At 66.7% G+C, this 23772-nt stretch carries 15 protein-coding genes and 2 pseudogenes; 9 read left to right on the forward strand and 8 right to left on the reverse strand.

What is annotated here, in order from left to right; all coding sequences use genetic code 11:
* Positions 1-7 precede the first annotated feature (7 nt).
* Positions 8-1099, reverse strand: a complete 1092-nt coding sequence (locus ACGFIR_RS14825; RefSeq protein WP_393145354.1) for a branched-chain amino acid aminotransferase — start codon at positions 1097-1099, stop codon at positions 8-10.
* A gap of 380 nt (positions 1100-1479) precedes the next feature.
* Between ACGFIR_RS14825 and ACGFIR_RS14830 the strand changes: the two genes are divergently transcribed.
* The 7 genes and pseudogenes from ACGFIR_RS14830 (at position 1480) to ACGFIR_RS14860 (ending at position 14626) form a co-directional block, all read left to right on the forward strand.
* Positions 1480-1866, forward strand: coding sequence for a nuclear transport factor 2 family protein (locus tag ACGFIR_RS14830; RefSeq protein WP_393145356.1), 387 nt, complete (start codon positions 1480-1482; stop codon positions 1864-1866).
* 40 nt (positions 1867-1906) lie between these two features.
* Positions 1907-5053: an amino acid adenylation domain-containing protein gene (locus tag ACGFIR_RS14835; protein ID WP_393145358.1), complete on the forward strand. Its 3147-nt coding sequence runs from the start codon at positions 1907-1909 to the stop codon at positions 5051-5053.
* Positions 5054-5420: 367 nt separating this feature from the next.
* Positions 5421-7229: a non-ribosomal peptide synthetase gene (locus ACGFIR_RS14840; RefSeq protein ID WP_393145360.1), complete on the forward strand. Its 1809-nt coding sequence runs from the start codon at positions 5421-5423 to the stop codon at positions 7227-7229.
* Positions 7222-8457: a cytochrome P450 gene (locus ACGFIR_RS14845; RefSeq protein ID WP_393145362.1), complete on the forward strand. Its 1236-nt coding sequence runs from the start codon at positions 7222-7224 to the stop codon at positions 8455-8457. Before ACGFIR_RS14840 ends, ACGFIR_RS14845 begins: the two co-directional genes overlap by 8 nt.
* A gap of 96 nt (positions 8458-8553) precedes the next feature.
* Entirely contained in the window at positions 8554-12582 is a 4029-nt protein-coding gene (locus ACGFIR_RS14850; protein ID WP_393145364.1) for an amino acid adenylation domain-containing protein, read from the forward strand.
* A gap of 118 nt (positions 12583-12700) precedes the next feature.
* Complete coding sequence (locus tag ACGFIR_RS14855; RefSeq protein ID WP_393145366.1) at positions 12701-13708, forward strand: methyltransferase; 1008 nt, start codon at positions 12701-12703, stop codon at positions 13706-13708.
* A gap of 74 nt (positions 13709-13782) precedes the next feature.
* A pseudogene (locus ACGFIR_RS14860) lies at positions 13783-14626 on the forward strand (IS5 family transposase).
* Between the two features lie 122 nt (positions 14627-14748).
* Here ACGFIR_RS14860 and ACGFIR_RS14865 read toward each other — a convergent pair.
* Positions 14749-15156: an Imm1 family immunity protein gene (locus tag ACGFIR_RS14865; RefSeq protein WP_393145368.1), complete on the reverse strand. Its 408-nt coding sequence runs from the start codon at positions 15154-15156 to the stop codon at positions 14749-14751.
* Between the two features lie 420 nt (positions 15157-15576).
* Here ACGFIR_RS14865 and ACGFIR_RS14870 point away from each other — a divergent pair, with 420 nt between their 5' ends.
* Both ACGFIR_RS14870 and ACGFIR_RS14875 read left to right on the forward strand, forming a co-directional pair.
* On the forward strand, positions 15577-15918 hold the full coding sequence (locus ACGFIR_RS14870; protein WP_393003117.1) for a nucleotide pyrophosphohydrolase: 342 nt from the start codon (positions 15577-15579) through the stop codon (positions 15916-15918).
* A 124-nt stretch (positions 15919-16042) separates the two neighbouring features.
* Positions 16043-17944, forward strand: a complete 1902-nt coding sequence (locus tag ACGFIR_RS14875; protein ID WP_393145370.1) for a DNA/RNA helicase domain-containing protein — start codon at positions 16043-16045, stop codon at positions 17942-17944.
* A gap of 15 nt (positions 17945-17959) precedes the next feature.
* Here the strand turns inward: ACGFIR_RS14875 and ACGFIR_RS14880 are convergent, their stop codons facing one another.
* The 6 genes and pseudogenes from ACGFIR_RS14880 to ACGFIR_RS14905 all read right to left on the reverse strand — a co-directional run bounded on the left by ACGFIR_RS14880 (position 17960) and on the right by ACGFIR_RS14905 (position 23757).
* Positions 17960-18373 carry a RidA family protein gene (locus tag ACGFIR_RS14880; protein WP_393145372.1) on the reverse strand — a complete coding sequence of 138 codons (414 nt, stop codon included), beginning with the start codon at positions 18371-18373 and terminating at the stop codon, positions 17960-17962.
* Entirely contained in the window at positions 18370-19143 is a 774-nt protein-coding gene (locus tag ACGFIR_RS14885) for a 2-keto-4-pentenoate hydratase (protein WP_393145374.1), read from the reverse strand. The genes ACGFIR_RS14880 and ACGFIR_RS14885 overlap by 4 nt, the downstream gene beginning before the upstream one ends.
* Complete coding sequence (gene dmpG, locus ACGFIR_RS14890; protein ID WP_393145376.1) at positions 19140-20195, reverse strand: 4-hydroxy-2-oxovalerate aldolase; 1056 nt, start codon at positions 20193-20195, stop codon at positions 19140-19142. The genes ACGFIR_RS14885 and dmpG overlap by 4 nt, the downstream gene beginning before the upstream one ends.
* Before the next feature lie 80 nt (positions 20196-20275).
* A pseudogene (locus tag ACGFIR_RS14895) lies at positions 20276-21199 on the reverse strand (acetaldehyde dehydrogenase (acetylating)); the annotation flags it as partial.
* Positions 21200-21275: 76 nt separating this feature from the next.
* The gene (locus tag ACGFIR_RS14900) at positions 21276-22070 is read right to left on the reverse strand and encodes a 2-keto-4-pentenoate hydratase (RefSeq protein ID WP_393145378.1); all 795 of its coding nucleotides are present in this window, start codon (positions 22068-22070) and stop codon (positions 21276-21278) included.
* A 175-nt stretch (positions 22071-22245) separates the two neighbouring features.
* A complete protein-coding gene (locus ACGFIR_RS14905; protein ID WP_393145380.1) occupies positions 22246-23757 on the reverse strand; it encodes a 2-hydroxymuconic semialdehyde dehydrogenase in 1512 nt (503 codons plus the stop codon).
* Positions 23758-23772 lie beyond the last annotated feature (15 nt).

Consider the following 23772-nt stretch of genomic DNA (forward strand, 5'->3'; position numbering starts at 1 on the left):
CCGTCCATCAAATCCGCACAAGCCACCCGTGCCGGTCCGCCGCCTCTCCCCGCTGCACGGCCCGCAGTGCACCCCGCAACTGGATGGTGAGCGGGCCAGGCCGGCCGTCCCCGACAGTCCAGCGGCCATCCCGGCCGACGACGGACCCCACGGGGGTGATCCCGGCGGCGGTGCCGCAGGCGAAGACCTCTGTGATCTCGCCGGTCTCGCACCCGGTCCGCCACTCCTCAACGGACAGCGGCAATTCTGCGGTCGGCACGCCGCGGTCACGGGCGAGAGTCAGGATGGTGTCCCGCGTGACGCCGGCGAGGATGGTGCCCGAAAGCGGCGGGGTACAAAGCGCCGTTCTCCCCGCACGACGACGTACAAAAAACAGATTCATCCCGCCCATCTCCTCGACCCACCGACGATCGTGGGCGTCCAGCCAGACGACCTGCTGGCAGCCAAGTGCGGCAGCGTCGCTCTGGGCGAGATAGGTCGGCGCATAGTTGCCAGCCGCCTTGGCGTCGCCAGCGCCACCCGCCGCCGCCCGCACGTACCGGTCCTCGATCCAGACGGAGATCGACTCGGTCCCGTCGGCGAAGAAGTCACCCGTGATGAAGGCGATCAGCAGCAACAGATAGGTGTCAGCGGGGCGCAGGGCGAGGCTAGGGTCGGCGGCCACCAGGAGCGGCCGGAGGTACATCGCTCGGTCTGGGCTGTCTGGCACGAGGTCCACGTCCGCTCGTGCCAGAGCGCTGATTCCGTCGAGCACCAGGTCCATGGGGGGTGCCGGAATCGCCAGCCGGGCGGCCGACGCGCGCAGCCGTTCGGCGTGCGCCCTCGGCCGGAAGATACCAAGGCCGCCCTCCGGTATCCGATATGCCTTCAGGCCTTCGAAGACCGCCTGGCCGTAGTGGATGCCCACCATGGCTGGGTCAACGGTCAGCGGCTGACGCGGCGACAGGGTCAGTTCGCCCCAGCCTTCTTCGGCGGTGTGGAGGGCGGTCACCATCGACCGGGTGAAGGCGGTGCCGAAGGCGGGTCGGTCACCGTTCGACAGCACAACGGACGGCGCCTGGGGCAGAGCCACCGGCATCCTTTCGGGCTGCGTCTGCATCGTTGTCTCCTTTCGTTGCAGGGCATCGAGCGGCGAATCGCCGAAGCGGGCAACCAACAGGCCCGGATGAGGTATCGGCGCGGACGGCGAGACGATCCGGAGTCGCGCTCCGCCAAGCGTGACGGGATTCATCAATCGCCGACCAGCGCAGCGGCGGCCGGGCGGCGGGACACTCCGGCGAGGGCGTTCACCAGCCGGCCACGACAATAACCGCCGCGCATCGTATGGGCACGCGGCGACAAACCCAACTGACCCGGGCAGTCATATCAACTTCACGCATGTGACTAAGGAACGAGTTAGTGGTAGGCATTTGAAGGGCACGGCTTGGTCGACCGCCGCTGCGGCTGCAGGAATCAGTTCCTTGACAAGGAGGTCCCGTCGTGCAGAATTTAGATAAACCGCACATCCTCAGCCAACGACGCATCGACCAGGTCACTCTTTACTACGCGCTTGTCGACTCGGATCAGATCGACCAGTTAGTCGACCTTTTCGCCGCTGACGCGGTCTACCACCGGCCGGGCTATCCACCGCTGGTCGGTCAGCACGAACTGCGTCGTTTCTACCGGGAAGCGCGCGTCATCGACCGCGGTCGGCACGTACTGCAATCTGTGCTCGTGCAAGACGACAGCACTGCTGTTCAGGGCACCTTCACCGGGGTCTTGAAGGACCAAACCGCAGTATCCCTGCGATTCGCAGATTTTTTCACAAGCGGACTGGACGAGCGCTTCGTCCGTCGTGACACCTATTTCTTCGCGCCTCTCGTCTAACCGAAGTCCAAAGCTGCCAACAAAGGGAAGGACGAGTTCGATGTCCGAGACCGAACCGCCTCCTGCCGACGCGTCGGACCTGCGGTCGGCGCCGGTGCTCCTAGACGGCCCCGCCGCCAGCTACCCTCGGGGTGAGACCGTCCACCAGGCATTCCTGGCGGTGGCCGCGGAGCTGCCGGACACGACTGCCCTGCTGACCCCCGACCGGTCTGTCACCTACGCGGAGCTCGCCGGGGCCGCACACCGGGTCGCGGAGGAGCTGAAGGCGCTCGGAGTCGGTCCCGGAAACGTGGTTCCGCTGTTGCTTCCCCGCTCGGCGGAGTTGGTAGCCGTGTTGCTCGGGATTCTGATGCGAGGAGCGGCCTACGCCGTCTTGGATCATCGTTGGCCCCAGCACCGTCAACAGGAACTCATCGCGATCCTCGACCCGGCCGTGACGGTGACGATGCCCGCCACCGGGACGCATCGTTGGACGCCTCCCGCGGACCTTTTCGGGGGCCCGGTGCCCGCCACCACTGTGGTCCCGGAAGGTTGCGGGGACGACGGTTGCAGCGTCTTCTTTACCTCCGGCTCCACAGGAACGCCCAAGCCGGTACTGTCACCCCACCGGGCGACCCTTCGGCTCTTCGCCCCCGGGGCCACTGCCGGAGACTTCCGCCCAGGCTCAATGATGCCGCAGTGGGCGCCACTGCCCTGGGACGGATTGACCCTGGAGCTCTGGTCGATGCTGCTCACGGGCGGCACCGCTTTGCTTTGGGGCGACCAGTTGCCGACCCACCGATCGGTTCGCGACATGGTCGCGGCCGGAGCCGACTCCGTCTGGCTAACCAGCTCGCTGTTCAACCTCATCGTGGACGAGGATCTCGACGCATTCGTCGGGCTGCGTCAGGTGCTCACTGGTGGTGAGAAGCTGTCGGTCGGCCACGTCCGCCGCTTCGTCCACCGGCATCCGGACATCACCCTGATCAACGGGTACGGCCCGGCCGAAGCGTGTGTCTTCGCGACCACTCACCCTGTGACCACCGCCGACTGCAGCGACGACCAGGGCATACCGCTGGGCCGTCCGGTGGCAGGTACCTCTGTTGTCGTGCTGGACGGCGAGACCCCCTGCGCACCGGGCGAGGTCGGCGAGATCTGCGTTGGGGGCGACGGACTGGCGATCGGCTATCTTGGCGATCCCGAGCTGACCGCCCGCCGGTTCGTCGAAATCCAGCTTGGGCCGACGCGAACCCGGCTCTACCGCACCGGAGACCGGGGTTTCGTGGGAGAGGACCGGCTTCTCCGGTTCGTCGGCCGGACCGACCGGCAGATCAAGATCAGAGGATTCCGGATCGAACTCGGCGACGTCGAGGCCCAGCTGCGACGTATGGGCGTTACCCAAGCCGTGGTTCTCGCCGATCGGGACGACACCGGCGTCTGCACCAGCCTGACCGCCTTCTACGTCCCCAACGCGGAACGGACTGACCAGACACCCGCCGAACTCCGAACCACCCTGCTGGCGCACCTGCCGCGACAGTTCGTCCCACAGCGTCTGCTGCCCGTGGCGAACATTCCCCTTAATGCCAACGGAAAGGTCGACATCGAGGCCCTGAGCGTTGCCGCCGAGGCGGAGCGGCCGTCCCAAGCAACGACGGAACCGACCGACGCGCCCGGTGATGCCATTCTCGCGGCGGTGCTGAGCACGGTGTCGGCTGTCACCGGCTCGACGTACGAGCCGTCGGCCCGGCTCGACGACGGCTCCGTCAACTCCCTTGACGCGATGCGGGTGTGCATGCGCCTCAACGAACGCCTCGGGGTCGACCTCGGACCGCAACACGTCCTCGATGCCCGTTCCGCCCGCGAACTGGCAGACCTGGTACGTGATGCGCAGGTCGACTCGCCAGCGCCGGTGCGTACTCCCGCTGACTCGGGCATCCCGCTGGCCGACACCCAGATCGGATTCCTGGTCGAGCACGAGACCCGACCGGCGAGCCGGGCGGGGCACTGCCTGATTGGCTGGCAAGTGCAAGGGCCGTTCGCACCCGAGGCGTTCCGTCGAGCCCTGAACGACGTGCAGACGCGCCATCCGGCACTGCGTGCCTGCTACGACATCGACCTCGCGTCCGTCCTGCGGCCGCAGGACGGACGCGAGGTCGAGTTCGCTGCGCTTGGTTCGTTCGACAGCGTCCCGGACGCCTGGGCCGTCGCGCGCGCTGACCTGCTCCGTCCACTCGAGATCGACACAGGGCAGGTGTGGCGGGCTAACTGGGCGCGGACTGCAGCCGACGCCCACCTGCTGTCGTTGGTGATCCACCACATCGCCTACGACGGTTGGTCCGAGTCGGTGCTGGCCCATGACCTCTCGGTCGCCTACGCCGCCCGGCGGTCCGGCGGAGCACCCCGGTTCGCCGGACCACTCCCCGATCTCGCCGCCGCACTTCACGACCGAGTCGCCGAGGTGAGCGCGACAAGCCAGCACCGTTCCACCCGCCGGTACTGGGCGAATCTGCTCGCCGACCTGCCCGAACACGACAGCATCAAGGGGGTCTCCGACGTCGCTGAGCTGACGGTCGCGGTGCACAGCCGACGGATCTCGGACAAACAGCTTGCCGCAGCCGATCGGCTCTCCGCCGAGCTTGGCATCACTCGCTTCCCCGTGCTGGCGGCAGCGTACGCGGCAGCGGTCGCCGAAGTGCTGGGCGAGGACGACTTCGGGATTGGCGTCCCGGTGTCCGTACGACGCCAGGCAAGCCAGGCCGAGGTGATTACCTGTCTGGTGGACACAATCTGCCTCCGGCTGCGGCCGGAGGCCAGCGCTCGGATCGCCGAGCTCGCGCGGCGGGCCCACGAACAGATGTCGCTGGCCCGCGGCCGCCATCTCCTCGCCTTTCCCGACGTGGTCCGCGCGGTCAATCCACCGCGTCAGCGCGGCCGTAATCCTTTGTTCCGGACGATGTTCGTCCTGCAGGACAACGAGCCACCCACCCTCCAGCTCGAACAGACCGTGGTCCGCGTTCACCGGCCGGCTGTCCCGGAGCCGATGAGCGAACTGCTTGTCGAAGTATGGCCTGACGACGATGGCGCTCGGATTGACGCGACCTTCTACCAGGAATCGGTCAAGAGCGAGACCGTGGTCGCGCTACTGGACGCGTTCGCCCGGCGCCTCGCCCTGGCAGACCACGTCGAGCCGTGTGCCGCAACATCGTGAGCGCGTTCACCGAAACACAATGGCCTGGCCCGACCCGGCGACCTGGCGGCGAGCCGTCCGCCAACGGACCCGTGTTGATAAGAAAACTGCCACATGGATCGCTATTCACCGGTCACGGATTCTGAGTATCGAATTGTTCGGAGGTCTCCCACCCACCATCTCTGGACGCTATAGCCGACATCGACTAGCTTTGCATCAAGCGCAAGCTCGGGCACGCAGGCGTGTTGACATAAACAGCCCGGGACGGTCCAACGATGACGGTCTGTCGACCGGAACACCCGAACGGAAAATCCGCGACTTCGACCTCCATGTGGGTCACGTCATGCATATCACTACGGCCAAGCACTGCCATCAAGTGAGGATGGGGATGAACACCAACGCCGAAGGACATCTCGCACGACAGCAGCGGGTGGGAACGCTGATCGACCTTTTTGCCGCGACCGTCGAGGAGCACGGTGCACGGCCGGCCGTGAGCGACGAGTCCGTGACACTGACCTATGCCGAACTGTGGGCGAAGACCGAACAGGTCGCCAGCGGACTGCGAGCCTTCGGCGTGGGACAGGGAGACCGAGTCGCCATCCACTTGGAGCGCGGGGTCGACCTCTTGGTGGCCGTACTGGCGGTGGTGCGTACCGGATCGGCCTACGTCGCCATTGACGTAGGTTACCCAGAGCAGCGGCGGGTCCACATGGTCCACTCCGCGCGGGCCACCGTGGTCGTCACGGACACGGCCGCCCAAGACTCCCCGTGGGACGAAAAGCTTGTAACAACGACCGTCGGCGACCTGACCGAGGCTACCGCCGACGCCACACCGGTCGTCGCCCCGGTGGCCGCGGCCGACCCGGCAAGCATCTTGTTCACCTCCGGCACGACTGGACGACCGAAGGGGGTGGAGCTGACCCACGGCGGGCTGGTCAACTTCGCCACAAATGCCGCGCTCCCCCGCATCCTGCCAACCGACCGTATGGGACAGGTCTCCAGCGTTTCCTTCGACGCCTTCCACTACGAGCTGTGGTGCGCGATCGCGGCCGGCGCCGAGGTGGTGGTCATGCCCAGCGTTCCCGAGCTGCTGGGTCGGGATCCCCGGCGTGAGCTCAAGCGGCGTGGGATCACCACGATGCTGATGCCCAGCATGGCGGTCAACCATCTTGCGAAGGAGGACCGGGACGCGTTCGCGGCGCTCCGGGTTCTCTGCACCGGCGGTGACGTGATCCTCCCCCAGGCTTGCCGCGAGATACTCGACGGTCAATTCTCCGGCGAGTTCTACAACCTCTACGGCCCGACGGAGGGAACCACGGCATGCACCGCCCATCGGGTCACCGCAGACCTGGACGCGGCCCAGCCGGTGCCGATAGGTGTTCCCCTCGACGGCTGCCGCGTACACCTGCTGGACGCCGACCTTCAACCGGTTCCTGCCGGCGGGACCGGACAGATCTTCATCGGCGGGGCAGGCGTGGCCAGAGGCTACCTCGACGAACCCGCCGAGACCGCCGCGCGTTTCGTCGACATCCCGTGCGGATCCAGTTGGGGTCGGCTGTACGCCACCGGTGACCTGGGGCGGCTGAGGCCCGACGGTCTCCTCGAGTTTCTCGGCCGCTCGGACCAGCAGGGCAAGATTAGGGGCTACCGCGTCGAGCCGTTCGAACTGGAACGGACCCTACGGAACTGCCCGCTGGTCGAGGACGCCGCGGTTCTTGTGCACGGCGAAGGTGACGGCAAGCAGCTGGCCGCTTTCGTCGAACTCGCCGAGGACGGGGCGCCCGCCGCTGTTCGGGCCTACCTGAGCGAGCGACTGCCCGACTTCCTGGTGCCGGCGACCTTGATCAAGATCGAGCAGATCCCCGCCACGGCCAACGGTAAGCGCGACAACGAGGCCCTCCGTGAGATCCTGCGCGACGACCTGCACCGCAGAGAGCGTTACCAGAAACCGGACAGTCGAACGGAGCGCTACCTCGCCGACCTGTTCGAAGAGTTGCTCGGCGTCGAGCAGGTCGGGACCCACGACGACTTCTTCGCCCTCGGCGGGCACTCGCTGCTGGCCTTTCGGATGCACCGCCGGATCACCCGCGATTTTGGCAGCGGGCTGCAACTCCAGGACGTGATCCGTCACTCCAGGCTCGCCGACCTCGCCAACGCCCTAGATGCCGACCCGACAGGAAGACCGATCCGTGCCTGAGACCCGACTGGTCGACCTCACCGAACTCGACATGTTCCGCACCGGCGACCACCACGCCGTCTTCGCCGAGCTACGGCGCAAAGCCTCCGTGCATTGGAATCATACGGGTGAGGGGAGCGGATTCTGGGCGCTGACCCGTTACGGGGACATCATCGAGGCGTACCGGGACCACGAGACATACAGCTCCACCAACGGGGTGATCATGGGCGGGTCGTACCGGAATCCGGTCGACACGTCGTCCGGGCGGATGTTGGTCGCCACCGACCTGCCGCGGCACCGGATGCTGCGCCAGCACATCCAGTCGGTCTTCGCCCCCCGCTTTCTGACCGCCGCTCGGCAACAGGCGCACCGGCTCGTGCATCAGGCGTTGAACCGGCTAGTAGCCGAGGGCGGCGGTGATTTCGCCAGCGACGTCGCCGTCGAGCTGGCGACCGGGGCGCTGATGGCGCTGCTCCGGATCGGGCATCAGGACGCCCGCCACCTCGTAGCGCTGACCCGGAGGATGACCAACTTCCGGCAGCCCGGGCTGGTCAACGGCGATCAGGACGATGAGCGACTTCTCCTAGCCGCGACGCAGGCTGAGATTTTCGCATTCTTCGACGACCTAGTCGAGGAACGCCGACACGCTCCCGGCGACGATCTCGTCGGAATCTTGTTATCAGCCGAGGTCAGCGGACGGCCGCTCGCTCGGCAGGACATCCTCTACAACTGCCTGAACGTGGCGGTGGGCGGCAACGAGACTTCTTCCCACACTGCGGCGGCAGGACTGAACGCCCTAATGGAAAGACCAGACCGGTACGCGCAACTGCTGCGAAGCCCGGCCCTGCTCCCCACCGCAGTGGACGAGATCCTCCGGTTCACGGCGACCGCCGCCTACGTGCAGCGAACGGCCACTCGGGACGTCACCGTACGGGGCCGGCTCATCCGCGCGGGAGACACGGTCACACTATGGAACGTCTCCGGCAACCGCGATGCCGAACAGTTCCCGAACCCAGACGACCTAGTGCTGGATCGTCGACCAAACCGGCACCTGTCGTATGGCAGCGGGCTACACCGTTGTGTGGGGGCGGCCCTCGGTCAGGTCGAGGTGTCGATCGTCTTCGACCAGATCGTCGAACGCGGACTCACCCTTGTCCCGGCGGCACCTGTTGAGTGGTTCGCGTCGAACTTCATTCTCGGCGTCAGCAGCCTGCCGGTCGTCGTCGCACATCAATACGCGCAGGGCTAAGCACGCAGGCGCCCCCGGGCGACGGGTTCCGGGTGGTCCCACGACGGCGGTTCGAGCGCACGCCCCAGCGACGCGGTGGCAGGTAAAGAGAGATGGGTGACTCCCTTGTCGTACGTTTCGCATCAGCCATCCGCGACGGCGGCCGGCGCAACGACCCCAGAGCCGGGTCGGACCTCGCCAGAACGACGCCACGCACCACATCCGCCCGCAGCACCCCTCTCCCCCGCACAACGGCGACTCTGGTTCGCCAACCATTCGACCGGAGGCGACGACTCCTACCTGGTGCCGCTCGCCCTGCGCCTGCGGGGCACGCTGGACGTCGAGGCAATGCGCACCGCCGTGACGGACATCGTCAACCGGCATGCCGTGCTCCGCACCACCTTTCCTAACCAAGCCGGCACGCCGGTGCAGGTGATCCAGCCGGCCGGCTTCGTCGACCTGCCAGTGCGTTGGGTGGACAGCGAGGCCGAACTGTTGGCCGAGGTCACGGCGGCAGCGGACCAGCCGATCGACCTGACCGTCGAGACGCCTTTGCGCGCGACGCTGTTCAGGTTGTCCGCCGACGACCACGTGTTATTGCTCATGGTCCACCACATCGCCATCGACGGTGCGTCGCTGCTGGTTCTGATGCGCGACATCGGCACCGCGTACACCGCCCGACGACAGGCAAAGAAGCCAGCGTGGCCCCCGACCGTCTTGGAGTACGCGGACTACGTCGCGGGGCACCACGCGTGCGACGCGACGCACGATGATGACAACGAGACGGGGCACCTGCACTATTGGCTTAGGCAGCTCGCCAACCTGCCGGCGGAGATCCAGCTGCCTGCCGACCGTCCCAGAGCCGGCACGGCCAGACCCCGAGCTGCTCAGCACCAGTTCAGCATCGGGCCGGACCTCCACCGGCGACTCACGTCACTCGCCAGGGCGAACCGGGTCACTCTGTTCATGGTGCTGCATGCCGGGTTCGCGGCACTGCTGACCCGGCTCGGCGCTGGGACCGACGTCGTAATCGGCGCTCCCGTCAGCGGTCGGACCGACGAGACGCTGGCCGAGATGGTCGGCTTCTTCGTCGACACGGTGGTGCTGCGCACGGACGTCTCCGGCGACCCCACGTTCACCGAACTACTCACCCGCGTCAAGGCGACCGACCTGGCCGCGTATGCGCACCAGGATCTATCCTTCGAGCGGCTCGTCGAAGCCCTCCGGCCACCCCGCGTGCTGGGACGCCACCCTTTGTTCCAGGTAATGCTCACCCTTCAAGACGGCCCGCCGCCCCTACCCACCCTGACGGGCCTGAGCACCACCCAGCTGGCAGTCGCGCCCACCTCCACCGAGTTCGACCTGATGCTTGAGTTCACTCCCACTCGGTCGGGCATTGGCGGCGCAGAACTGGCGGGCGTACTCACCTACCGCACGGACCTTTTCGACCCGGCTACCGCGAAACAGCTCACCGATCGGCTGCTCCGGATCATGGAGCAGGTAACAGACGATCCGACCGTGCACGTTACCGGGCTCGACATTCTTGTCCCGCTGGAACGTCGGCAGCTGCTTCATGAGTGGAACGCCACCGCGGTCCCGGTTCCGGCGACCACACTTCCGGTGCTCTTCGCCCAACAGGTCGCGCGGACACCCGACGCCGTCGCCGTCGTTGATGAACACCACCAGTTCACGTACCGCGAACTCGACGCGGACGTTGAGCGGCTGGCCCGCTTCCTGGTGGCACAGGGAGCGGGGCCCGGTCGGATCATCGCCGTGTTGCTGCCGCGGTCCACCGCCCTGGTGGTGGCACTGCACGCGGTTCACCGGGCAGGAGCGGCCTACCTCCCGATCGATCCCGATCAACCACACGAACGCATCCACATGATGCTGGTCGACGCCGAGCCGCTACTGGTCCTGACCGAGAAGACTATGGCTGGGGCGAGCAGGGAGCCGACCGTTCCGGGGGCGACACTGCCGCACGTCGCGCCCGAAGACCCGGCCTACGTCATCTACACCTCAGGATCGACGGGACGGCCGAAGGGCGTCGTCGTCGCGCACGCGAGCATCGCCAATCGCCTGTTGTGGATGCAAGCCACCTACGGGCTAACGCCGTCGGACCGGGTACTGCAAAAGACACCAGTGGGCTTCGATGTCTCGGTGTGGGAATTCTTCTGGCCTCTGTTGGCCGGCGCGACCCTGGTGGTTGCCCGACCCGACGGGCACAGGGATCCGGTCTACCTGGCCGAGGTGATCCGGCACGAGCGGGTAACGGTGGTGCACTTCGTACCGTCGATGCTGAGCACGTTCCTCGACTATCCAGGGTCGGTCGACTTGCCATACCTACGCGACGTCATTTGCAGCGGCGAGGCCCTGCCGACCTCGTTAGCCCGGCGCTGGGCCGCTCACTCCGACGCCCGGCTGCACAACCTGTACGGTCCGACCGAAGCGACAATTGATGTCACCGCTCATCGGTTTAGTCCGGAGGACACCGGCTCGACCGTACCCATCGGGCGGCCGGTGTGGAACACGCGCGTTTACGTGCTCGATCGGACCCGGCGCCCGGTGCCAGTCGGCGTCGCGGGCGAGCTTTACCTCGCTGGCGTCCAGCTGGCGAGCGGCTACCTGAACCAGCCCGAGCTCACCGCGGAGCGATTCGTCGAGCTGCCCGATCTGGCATCGGGGGAGCGTGCGTACTGCACCGGTGACGTGGTCCGCTGGCGCCCGGGAGGCACGCTGGAATACCTGGGCCGCATAGACGACCAGGTCAAGATCCGGGGCATGAGGGTCGAGCCCGGTGAAATCGACGCCCGCTTGGCGGCGCACCCGGACGTGTCCCGTGCCGTGACCGTGGTGCGAGAAGACCGCCCTGGTGACCAACGGCTGGTTTCCTACGTCGTTCACCGGGGAGACATCGGACCCGGGGAGGACCAACTTCGCCGCCATCTCGCCTCAGTGCTGCCGGCACACATGGTACCGGCGGCTATCGTCGTGGTTGCCGAGATCCCGGTAACGGCCAACGGGAAGATCGACCATCGAGGGCTGCCCGTTCCCACGCCTTCGTCGCGCACGGACGGCCGGCCCCCGCGCACCCCTCTAGAGCATCACCTGTGCCAGATCTTCGCCGAGGTTCTCGGGCTGCCACGCGTCTCGGTCGATGACAGCTTCTTCGAACTCGGTGGCCATTCGTTGCTAGCCGCGCAGCTGATCAACCGGCTCAACCGGGAAGCCGGAATCAATCTCCGGATCCACGCGCTGTTCGAGACCCCGTCGGTGGCCGGGATCCTCAGCCTCGATCCCGGAACGAACGACCACGACCCACTGGCAGTCTTGTTTCCACTCCGGCTCCACGGAGGCCGCCCGCCGCTGTTCTGCATCCATCCTGCCGCCGGCGTGGCGACGGTCTATGCAGCCTTCATGCCTTACCTGGACCGCGACCAGCCTGTCTACGGGCTGCAGTCCCCCGGCATCGGGCTCGCCGCCGAACTCCCCGATGAATTTGACGTGCTGATCGACAAGTATGTCGAACACATCCGTCAGGTGCGACCGGAGGGCCCCTACCGGCTACTCGGCTGGTCTTTCGGCGCGTTGGCGGCGCACGCGGTGGCAACACGTCTGCAAGCCGGAGGCCACGAGGTAGACCTGTTAATCATGCTGGACGGTTACCCGCCCGAGCCCACCACGAGGGAAGACGACCTCGTGGGCGGCGAGCAAGCCATAACGTCGGAGCTGATTCGCTCGGTAGGCGGTGACGCGACCGCAGAGTCGGCCGTCCCGGAGGCCACGGTCTTGGCGAACCTCATGATTGGCGACGGGGAGCGGCCCGGAGCACCGATATCCGTGGAAGACCTCGCCCGAACATTTCGCAACAATCTGAGACTGACTGCTCAGTTCCGGCCCAGGACATTCGTGGGCGATCTGCTCTTCTTCGTGGCCAGGAACGACAAGGACACCGACTCGCCCGGGCCCGACGCTTGGCGGAGGCACGTCACCGGCCGGACAAAGGCCATCGAAATTGATTGCGTCCACGGTGACATGATGCGACCCCGGCCCATGTCGGCGATCGGTCCGGTCGTCGCGCGCGCCCTAATTCACGGCACGGCCGCCCTTATGGCGGGACCGGATCCCGCTACGGCCCGGAAGGACTGATTTGAAGTCGACGCAACAGCTCGTTGAAGCCGCTAAGCGTGCCACGTCGGCCACGCTTCCGCCGGCACGACCATCACTTACCGACCAGTTCCGAGCCGTTGGCTTCTCAGCGGACTGGGTGGCAGACACGTTGGGCGCGAACGACGAGGCGGATCTACTTCAGCAGTCCGCCAGGTACGCAATGCTGAGCGACCACCTCACCGACAAGTTGTGTCGGACGCCAGCAGGTGTCCTGACACAGCTCTTCGTCCGCAATGGGCCGGTACCACACGACCTCTATTGTGGCGTCCTGCCCGAGCACCTGAGACGGGCCATCGACGAACTGGGTATCGTCGACACCCGCGCCTCACTCACCTTCGGTCAGGTTTCGGTAACGCCGTTCTCCTCGCTCTACCTTGCGTCAGACCAACTGTTCACGATCGACGAGTCCGGCGATATCGATCTGACGCCGCGAGGTGACCTAGTGATGCCACCTCATTCCTCGACACTGACACTGCTTGAGTTTGCACGAGGCGACGGCGGGGGCGGAAGCCTGGTCGACATGGGGAGCGGCTGCGGGGCCCTTGGCCTGAGTCTTGCCAGGAGTTACGACCTCGTGAGGATGGTGGATGCCAATCCCAGGGCCGCCGCATACTCTTCACTAAACGCCCACATCAACGACATCAGCGCCGACGTCATAGTTGACGACGTGACCACGGGAAATTTGTCGGCACCAGTCGGCAGTCTCACCCTATTCAACGCCCCCACAACCGTTCCTTACCGAAACGACGTCAACGAATACGGCTTCATGACCCCCCGGGCCGCACTCGAAAGCATCGTGTCGTCATTTCCGGAAGAAGGAAAGTGCCGAGCTCTAGTCTTCGCAGTAATCGAGATTCCTCGAAGATGCCGATCTATTCAAGACATCGTGGCCGAGTGGCTAACTGACCTACCGGTCACCCAACTGGCTGTGAACAGAATTCATCACTCGGCCGCATACGTGGCCCCGCAAGCAATCTCACAGGGAACCATCGACCCACAGTGCCTACTACTGCGACACGGCGGCGACGCTCCGCTACTTCTTCGGTACTTACGCGAGCGGGGCATCCACGAGGTGGTGCCGGTTGTGGTGTCCGTGTCAGTCTAAGAGGGCATCTGATCCGCGTAGCGGTCGATTCACGTTCGGCGTGGCGTCAGGCACTTCGGGTCGTCGATCGCCGCGTGGGTACGAAGCGGCGTGGATATCGGTCGAACTTGTCGGATGAGCGGCGGGCGTTGATCGAGCCGGTGCTGACCGCGTGGCGGGCGGCGCGAGTGGGTTTGAGGATCAGCCGGCCGGTCCATGACCTGCGGGAGATCGTCAACGCGATCCTGTAGTGGCCAGGACGGGGATCGCGTGGGAGTACCTGCCGCACGACTTCCCGCCAGCGAAGACGGTGTACGACTACTACGCCAAGCGGGAAGCAGACGGGACAACGCAGCGGATCCACGATCTGCTGCGGGAACGGGTTCGCACGGTCCGGGGCCGCAGCGCGAGCCCTTCGGCGGTGGTCCTGGACTCGCAGAGCGTGAAGACCTCCAGCAACGTCGGCAAGGACAGCCAGGGCATCGACGCGGCGAAGAAGATCAAGGGACGCAAGCGGCACATCGCCACCGACACCCTCGGCTTGCTGCTCGCTGCTCGCGGTGATCGTCACCGCTGCGTCGGTGCAGGACTCCACCGCCGGCCGGCACTTGCTCACCAGCGTGTCCGCGGCCCATCCGGGCGTGGCTAAGGCATGGGGTAGACGGTGGCTACAACACCGCCGTACGGGCGCACGGCGCCCGGCTCGGCATCGACGTCGAGCGCGTACCCCGCCACGCCGGGAAGGGCTTCCACGTCCAGCCCCGGCGGTGGGTCGTGGAGCGGACCTTCGGTTGGCTGATGCAACACCGACGGCTTGTGCGTGACTACGAGACCCTCCCTCAACGCACCAGGGCGATGATCCATTGGGCGATGGCTAACACAATGAGCCGCTATCTCACCGGAGAATCCACCCCAACCTGGCGAAACGAAACCACCTAATCGGACCAACCTCACCAAGCGAGATCAGATGCCCTCTTAGAACCGGGCTTGTCCGAGCGGAGCCGCTTCCGCAAAGCGCTAGGGGGTCGGCCGCCCCTTGCTGCTGGTCGATCACAAGCGATCTATGAAGCGGCACGCTGCGCGTGTGTCCAGGACACCGCGGCAGGACGTTGCCCAGTGGCCACGTACTCGATGACCGCCTCCCGGGCTGCTGCGGTATCCACACGGGCAAGGTCGGCTGGAATGTCTAGCAGGCCGGTGTCGGGAGACTCATAGACGGTGATGGGAGTGTCAGGGTCCGAATCAGCGGCGTGGGTGCCGTCAGGTAGCCAACGCACGGCCGCGCGGTCGGCGTCGATGTCGATGTCGATTCGCAGCGTGGGTTGGTCGGCGGGTCCGATCGTCACGGTTTGGCCACAACCACCATGCGGCATGATCGCCTCGATCTGCTCGTCGAAGCGGCGGCCTGCCTCGTCGGGGCTAGCTAGAGGGTACGGATGGCCGTGGTAGTCGCGAAGCTGCAGCGTCATTGGGTGATCCTTTCTCCGGTGCCGATGTAGGTACGGTGCCACCACGTGTGGCCGCCGTCTCGGGTAACCCACAGCCGCAGGCGACTACGTGCAGGAAGTATCGCGGACAGGATCTTGTCGCAGGTACGTGTCCGGGTTCGCCTCCGCCGACGGCTCGGACCGCTTCTTACGTCCGGTCTTTTCGTTCGGGTCGCGGCCATCACGGCACCCTCCCCACCAGGCACAACGCCCGGCAGGTCAGGCCGGAAACACCTTTAGATCCGCACTCCCGCTGTTCGTCAGCCTGTGACAGAACAGTCAGGCTCGGTGGTTCACGGGCCTGACCGTTCTGGTTCCGTCGTCGCCGATCTGGTCGGCTTTCGCATGTGCTGCCAGGCCCGACGTACGACGAGCCACGCTTGGCATGGCAGGATCACGCGAATGGATCTCCTGGCGGCACGCTTGCGCGCGTTCGCGGACGAACGTGATTGGCAACAGTTTCACACGCCCAAGAACCTGGCCATGGCGCTCGCCGGCGAGGTGGGTGAACTGATCGCCGAGTTCCAGTGGCTTACGCCCGAGCAGGCCACCGAGGTCATGTCCGACCCAGAGGCCAGTGCCCGGGTCAAGGCCGAGATCGGCGACGTCATGGTCTATCTGACGCGACTCGCCGACGTGCTCGACATCGACCTCGTCGAAGCTGCCATGACCAAACTCGACGAGGTGGCCGTCCGGTATCCGGTGGAGCGGGCGAAGGGCTCGGCCGCAAAGGCACGGCCTTGATCGTGGCGATGAGTTGATCTCTTCGCTACAGTCCCCTCATACAGGCGCGTAACGACGGGCTTCCGGCTGTGGCTGGACACGCCCCCCATGCGCACGATCATTTCGTGCTGCCCGGGGGCAAGTGTTGTCAGCGTTCCGCACCTCCGCCGATGGTCTGCTCCGACTGGCCACCAACGGCACCCTGGCCGACCGGATCTCCGAGAACCTCCGCCACGCCGTGAGCCAGAGTGAACGGCGGTCCTGGTCCCGCAGCCTCCTGGTGCTCGGTCAGGATCTCGCCGACGCCGGGCTGGGACAGGTCGAGGTGCTGGTCGAGTACCAGCTTCCGCTGACGAGCAAGCGTGTCGACGTGGTGCTGGCCGGTGTCGACCCGAGGACCGCCGAGGACTCCTACGTGGTCGTGGAGCTGAAGCAGTGGTCCCAGGCCGAGTCCTATGAGGGCTCCGACCGACTCGTTCTGGTCGAGCACGCCCGAGGTCCGCGCCTCCACCCGGGGGTGCAGATCAGCGATTATTGCGAATACCTGACGGACTTCCTCGGTGTCCTCGCCGACCGGCACAATCCGGTGCGCGGTGCCGCGTACCTGCACAACGCCGTCGACCGCGACGTCGAAGACCTGTTCGCGCGTCGCCCCACGGAGCAGAGCCGGATCTTCACCAAACAGCGTCGCGGCCAGTTCCTCGACTACCTCCGCACGCACCTCGCGCCGGCGCCGGGCGCATCCGCAGCGGACCGGTTCCTCACCAGCTCCGTCCGGCCCAGCAGGCACCTTCTGTCGTACGCGGCCCAGGAGCTGAAGGAACGGTCGCACTTCACGTTGTTGGACGACCAGCGCCTGGCGTACGAGCTGGTCCTGCACGCGGTGGAGCGGGCCCGGTCGGCAGACCGCAAGTCGGTCGTGGTCGTCGCCGGCGGGCCGGGCAGCGGCAAGAGCGTGATCGCCCTGTCGGTGCTCGGCGAACTGGCCCGACAGAACCGATCGGTCATGCACGCCACCGGCTCACGGTCGTTCACCCAGACGCTGCGCCGGTACGCCGGCAAGGGATCAACCCGGATCAAGAACCTGTTCGCCTACTTCAACAGCTTCATGACAGCGGAACGCAATGGGTTCGACGTGCTGATCTGCGACGAGGCGCACCGGATCCGGGAGACGTCGGTCAACAGGTTCACGCCCAAGGCAAAGCGCGACAAGGCCCGTCCGCAGGTCGACGAACTGATCGCCGCCGCACGGGTGCCGGTGTTCCTGCTCGACGAGCACCAGGTCGTGAAGCCAGGAGAACTCGGCAGCGTCGACGTCATCTCCCGATATGCCGAGCAGCTCGGCTTGGAGGTCGAGGTGGTCTCGCTGCACGACCAGTTCCGCTGCGGCGGCAGCGAGGCGTACGAGAAGTGGGTGCTCGATCTCCTGGGCCTCGAGGGTGGCGAGCCGACGGTCTGGACCGGCGACGGCCGCTTCGACCTTCGGCTCGCTGACTCGCCGGAGGAGTTGGAGGCGTTCCTCGCCGGGAAACAGGCCGCCGGGGAAACGGCACGGATGTCGGCGGGATACTGCTGGCCGTGGAGCGATCCGCGCCCGGATGACACCCTCGTTCCTGATGTGCAGGTGGGCAGTTGGGCCCGGCCGTGGAACGTCAAGAGCGACCGCAGCGTCGGCGAGGCGCCGGGCAGCGCGTTCTGGGCCACCGACCCGCACGGATTCGGCCAGGTGGGCTGCGTCTACACCGCCCAGGGCTTCGAGTACGAGTGGTCGGGCGTCATCATCGGCCCGGACCTGGTCGCTCGCGACGGCCAGCTGATCACCCGACGTTCCGAGTCGAAGGACCCGGCGTTCCGCAGCCGCAAGACGCTCAGCGATGTCGAGGCAGACCGGCTAATCCGCAACACCTACAAGGTGCTGATGACCCGGGGCATGCGCGGCACCTTGCTCTACTCGACCGACCCCGAGACGCGCGAGTGGCTGGCTTCGCTGGTCCGCGCGGAGCGTGGCCTGGAGACGGTCTACGAAACCACGTCGTCCGCACCGTAAAGCACTGTTCGTCCGTCAGGGCAGTACGGCCACTGCCTGGATCTCGATGAGCAGGTGTGGGTGGGGTAGCTGGTGGACGGCGACGGTGGTGCGGGTGGGGCCGGTGGCGTCGAAGTATTCGGCCCAGACCTGGTTGTAGCCGCCGAAGTCGTTCATGTTGACGAGGTAGGTGGTGACCTGGACGAGGTCGGTCAGGTCGGCGCCGACGGTCTTCAGCAGGTCGGCGATGTTGTCGATGACGGCTCTGGTCTGGGCGCGGATGTCGAGGTTCGTCGTGCCGAACTCGTCGACCTGCACGCCGGCGAAGGTGTTGTCGGGGCGGCGGCTGGAGGTGCCGGAGACGAAGACGAAGCCGCCGGCGACCTTGACGTGGGGAAACGCGCCTCGGGGTACGGCTTTGCCGGCGACGACGTGCGCCTGTGCGCTCATGCTGCTGCTCGCAGGGAGGTGGTGCCGAGGTGTTCGACGACGACGCGGACGTGGGCGCCGGGTTTCAGGGGGACGGCGGCGGTGGCGGCGCCGGCGAGGAACACCCACCCTTCGCGCAGGCGTACGCCGTGGCGGCCGGCCAGCCGGATGCCCTCGTCCAAGGCGCGGCGGGGGTCGCCGAGGATCGCGGCGGTGGAGCCGACCTGCGCGACCCGTCCGTCGATCTCCAGCAGCACACCCAGGTTGTCCAGGCCGTCCGGGACCGGGGACCAGGCGCCGATGGTGAACGCGGCAGCGGAGGTGTTGTCGGCGATCACGTCGGGCAGGGAGAAGCTGAAGTTGGCGTAGCGGGAGTCGATGATCTCGATCGCCGGCGCGACGGCGCGGACGGCGTCGGTGAAGTCCCCGACCGGCTCGCCCGGTTCGGGCAGGCGGTCGAGCAGGAACGCCACCTCCGGCTCGACGCGGGGGTGGATGAACCTGCTCGGGTCGAGGGTGCCGCCGTCGGGAACACGCATGGTGTCGGTGAGGCGGCCCCAGATCACCTCGTCCACGCCGACCTGCGCCATCTTCGCCTTGCTGGTCAGCCCCATCTTCAACCCGACCAGGCGCTCACCCCGGTCGAGGCGACGCTGGATCAACGCGGTCTGCACCGCATACGCCGCATCCACATCGAGACCGGTCTCGGCGGCCAGTTGTGGGATGGCGGTGGCGGTGTCGGCCGCCACGCCCAACCGCTCGGCGATGCCCGCGGTGTCCGGCCCGATCATGATGTCTCCTTGCCGGCGAGGTCCAGTGCCACGTCCACGATCATGTCTTCCTGCCCGCCGACCATCCGGCGGCGTCCCAACTCGACCAGGATCGACCGCACGTCCACCCCGTACTTGTCCGAGGCCCGCTCCGCATGCCGCAGGAAACTCGAATACACCCCGGCGTAGCCGAGGGACAGGGTTTCCCGGTCGACCTGCACGGGCCGGTCCTGCAACGGCCGCACGATGTCGTCGGCGGCGTCCATCAGGGCGAACACGTCACAGCCGTGCTCCCACCCGTGCAACTCCGCCACGGCCACGAACACCTCCAACGGCGCATTCCCGGCCCCGGCGCCCTGCCCGGCCAGCGACGCGTCGACCCGCACCGTCCGCCCGTGCGCCGAACCGAGCGGCCCGTCGCCGAGAATCCGGCCGTGCTCGACGGCGATGACGCTGTTGGCGACGCCGAGGGACAGGTTGTGGTGGGCGTGGATACCGATCTGCGTGGTCGGCTCCAACACCTGCCGGTACGCGTCCACCCGCTGCGCCACATCCGACATGAGCAGTCGACCGCCGGAGTCGGTGACGTAGACACAGTGCGCCCCGTACGACTCCATCAACTTCGCCTGCCCCGCCAGGCCCACGGGGTCGTTCATGTGCGACATCATCAGGAACCCGGACACGTCCATGCCGTTCTCCCGCGCCCACGCAATGTGCTGCGCCGAAATATCAGCCTCCGTGCAGTGCGTCGCGATCCGCACACTCGTCACCCCGAGCGCCTTCGCCGCCTTCAAGTCGGCGATGGTGCCGATGCCAGGCAGCAGCAGGGTGGTGAGTTTCGCGTTCGTCATCACCTCGGCCGCCGCCGAAATCCAATCGGCGTCACTGGCCGCACCATGGCCGTAGTTGACACTCGAACCGGCCAGACCGTCACCGTGAGCGACCTCGATCGCCGCCACCCCCGCCGCATCCAACGCGGCAGCGATCGTACGGACCTGCTCCACGGTGTACCGGTGAGCCACCGCGTGCATGCCGTCGCGCAACGTCACGTCCTGGATGTACAGATCAGTCACCGGGTCACCTCCACGACACCCTGACCAGCGCCGCCATCAACGTTGCCCCGGCCCGGATCGTCGCCGTCAGCATTGTCGTGGGCCATCGCCGATCGCAGCCCGACCAGCCGCTCCGCCGTACGCAACGCCGCCGACGTCATGATGTCCAGATTCCCCGCATACGCCGGCAGATAATGCCCCGCCCCCGAGACCTCCAGGAACACCGACACCTGCAACCCCCGCAGACGCCGCCCCAACGACGGCACATACGCATCCACAACGTCGAACTGCACGTCCTGCTTCAACCGGTAGCCCGGCACGTACTCCTGCACCGCCGCCACCATCTCCGCCACCGACCCGGCGATCGCCGCCCGATCCGCGTCAGCGTCCTCACACAGGCAGTAGACGGTGTCGCGCATCAACAACGGCGGATCAGCCGGATTCAACACGATGATCGCCTTACCACGCTGCGCGCCGCCGACCACCTCGATCGCCCGCGCCGTCGTCTCCGTGAACTCGTCGATGTTCGCCCGGGTGCCCGGCCCCGCCGACCTCGACGCGATCGACGCCACGATCTCGCCGTACACCACCGGCGTCACCCTGCCGACGGCCGCGACGATCGGCACCGTCGCCTGCCCACCACACGTCACCATGTTCACGTTCCGCTGGTGCAGATGCTCGTCCAGGTTCACCGGCGGCACCACATACGGACCGATCGCCGCCGGCGTCAGATCCACCACCAGCCGACCATGCGCCGCCAACACCGCATCGTTACGCCGATGCGCACCCGCCGACGTGGCATCAAACACCAACTCCACCTCGGCGAACTCCGGCATCGCCACCAGACCGTCAACACCCTCGGCAGTCGTCGCCACACCCAACCGGCGCGCCCGCGCCAACCCATCGGACTCCGGGTCGATACCCACCATCGCCACCATCCGCAGCGACTCCGACAACCGCAACACCTTGATCATCAAATCGGTGCCGATGTTGCCCGACCCGATCACGGCCACACCAACGCTCACGACGCCTCCCCCTCATCGAAGACCGCGACGGCCGCCACGCCACCCCGCGCACGCACCGCGAAGACCCCCACCGCACTCACGATGCCTCCTTGGAGAAGCACGTGCGGACAGAGCCCAGGCCGGAGATCCGCGCCTCGTACGCCGCACCGGGCGTCACCGCAACCATCGGGCCGAGCGCACCGGACAGCACCACATCACCCGCGCGCAACGGATCACCGGAACGGGCCATCGTCTGCGCCAGCCACTGCACCGCATGCAACGGATTACCCAGACATGCCGCGCCCGCCCCCACCGACACCGGCTCACCCGCCTGCTCCAGGACCATCCCGCACAACCGCAGATCCACATCCGCCAACCGACGCGGCGTCGTGCCCAACACGAACAGACCACTGGAAGCGTTGTCCGCCACCGTGTCCACGATCGAGATGTCCCACCCCGCCACCCGCGAATCCACAATCTCGATCGCCGGCACCACGTGATCCACCGCCCGGATCACATCCGCACTGGTGATCCGCTCATCCGGCAGATCCGCGCCTAACACGAACGCGACCTCCGCCTCGACGCGGGGCTGGAGCAGCCGGCCCATCGGCACCTCGGCGCTGTCGGGCACCGCCATGTCATCGAGCAGCACACCGAAGTCCGGCTGGAACACACCGAAGCTCTCTTGCACCGCCCGCGACGTCAACCCGACCTTCGCACCGACCCGCCGGTGGCCGGCGTCCACCCACCGCCGGGCCTGGAGCTGCTGCACCCGGTACGCCGACGTGACGTCGCCCTCCGGCAGCAGTCGCCCCCGCAGCGGCGCACACGGCTTGGCGCTCTCCCGCGCCTCGACCAGTTCCCGGGCCGCCGCCTCGTAGTCGACGCTCATGTCAGCTCTCCACTTCACTCGCCGCCGCTACCGAAAGCCGCGGGTCGACCGGAAGCCGGACGGACACCCCGCAACACTGATGCTGGCGTCCAACCCCTTGCCGGCCCGGTGCGCCCGACCCACGATGTGCTTGCCACGTCCACCGCACCCACGTCACTGATGCGAACGCCGCCGCTCATGTCAGGTCCACGCAGACGTTGGTCAGTTCCGAATAGAAATCAAGGGAATGCACGCCACCCTCACGCCCGATCCCCGACGCCTTCACCCCACCGAACGGCGTCCGCAGATCACGCAGGAACCACGTGTTCACCCACACGATGCCGGTGTCCAACCGCATACCGGCCCGGTGCGCCCGACCCACATCCCGCGTCCACACCGCCGCCGCCAACCCATACTCCGTGCCGTTGGCCAGCGCGAACGCCTCGTCCTCGTCGTCAAAGGGGGCGACGTGCACCACCGGCCCGAAGATCTCCTCACGATTGGTGCGCGCATCCGCACCCAACCCCGTCAACACCGTCGGCTGCACATACGCCCCACCATCACGCGCATCACCGAACACAGGCACCCCACCCCCGGCCAGCACCTGCGCACCCTCACCACGGGCCACGTCGTAATAGCCGAGCACCTTGTCCCGATGCTGATGCGAGATCAACGGCATGTTCACCGTCGCCTCATCCGCCGGCCACCCGAACCGCAGCCCCTCAGCCTCCCACGCAAGCCGCGCCGTGAACTCCTCGAACACCGGCCGCTGCACATAAATCCGCTCCGTACAGAGACACACCTGACCACCATTGGTGAAACTCGACCGCACCGAACCCGCCACCGCCGCATCCAGATCCGCATCCGCGAACACCAGACCCGCGTTCTTCCCACCCAACTCGAACGACACCGGCCGCACCCCATCAGCCGCCGCCCGCATGATCGTGCTCCCCGTCGACGACTCACCGGTAAACGTGATCGCATCGACCCCCGGATGCCGGGTCAAAAACTCCCCCGCCGAATCCGGACCGAACCCGTGCACCAGATTGAACACACCCTCCGGCACCCCCGCCGCCGCCATCACCTCCGCCAACAACGTCGCCGACGCCGGCGTCTCCTCACTCGGCTTCACCACCACCGCATTACCGCACGCCAACGCAGGAGCGACCTTCCACGTCAACAGCAACAACGGCAAATTCCACGGCACGATCACCGCCACCACACCCACCGGCTTACGCACCGCATAATTCAGCGCCCGACCACCCGACGGCGTCACCGTCGTGAACGACTCCGTCGGCGCCGTCGCCACAATCTCCGCAAACGCACGGAAATTCGCCGCACCACGCGGAACATCCAACGTCCGCGCCTGCGAAATCGACTTACCCGTATCCGCCACCTCAGCGGTCACCAGATCATCGAAACGCCGCTCCAACTCGTCCGCGACCCGCCGCAACACCTCCGCCCGTTCCCGCTCCCCCATCCGACCCCACGGCCCCCGCAACGCGGCCCGCGCCGCCGCAACCGCATCATCCACACAACCCCGATCCGCCTCAGCGACCTCGAACACCGCCTCACCCGTCACCGGACTGCGCTTGACGAACCGCCGCCCACCCTCGACGAACTCACCACCGACGAAGTTGCGCAGGACCGGTGGGTCGGCGCTCGGGTGGCCGTCGCGCAGGCTCACCGGCCAGGATGACTCGGGCATGCTCTGGTGTCCCTT

The sequence above is a fragment of the Micromonospora sp. NPDC049051 genome (assembly GCF_043197575.1).
GTDB lineage: Bacteria > Actinomycetota > Actinomycetes > Mycobacteriales > Micromonosporaceae > Micromonospora.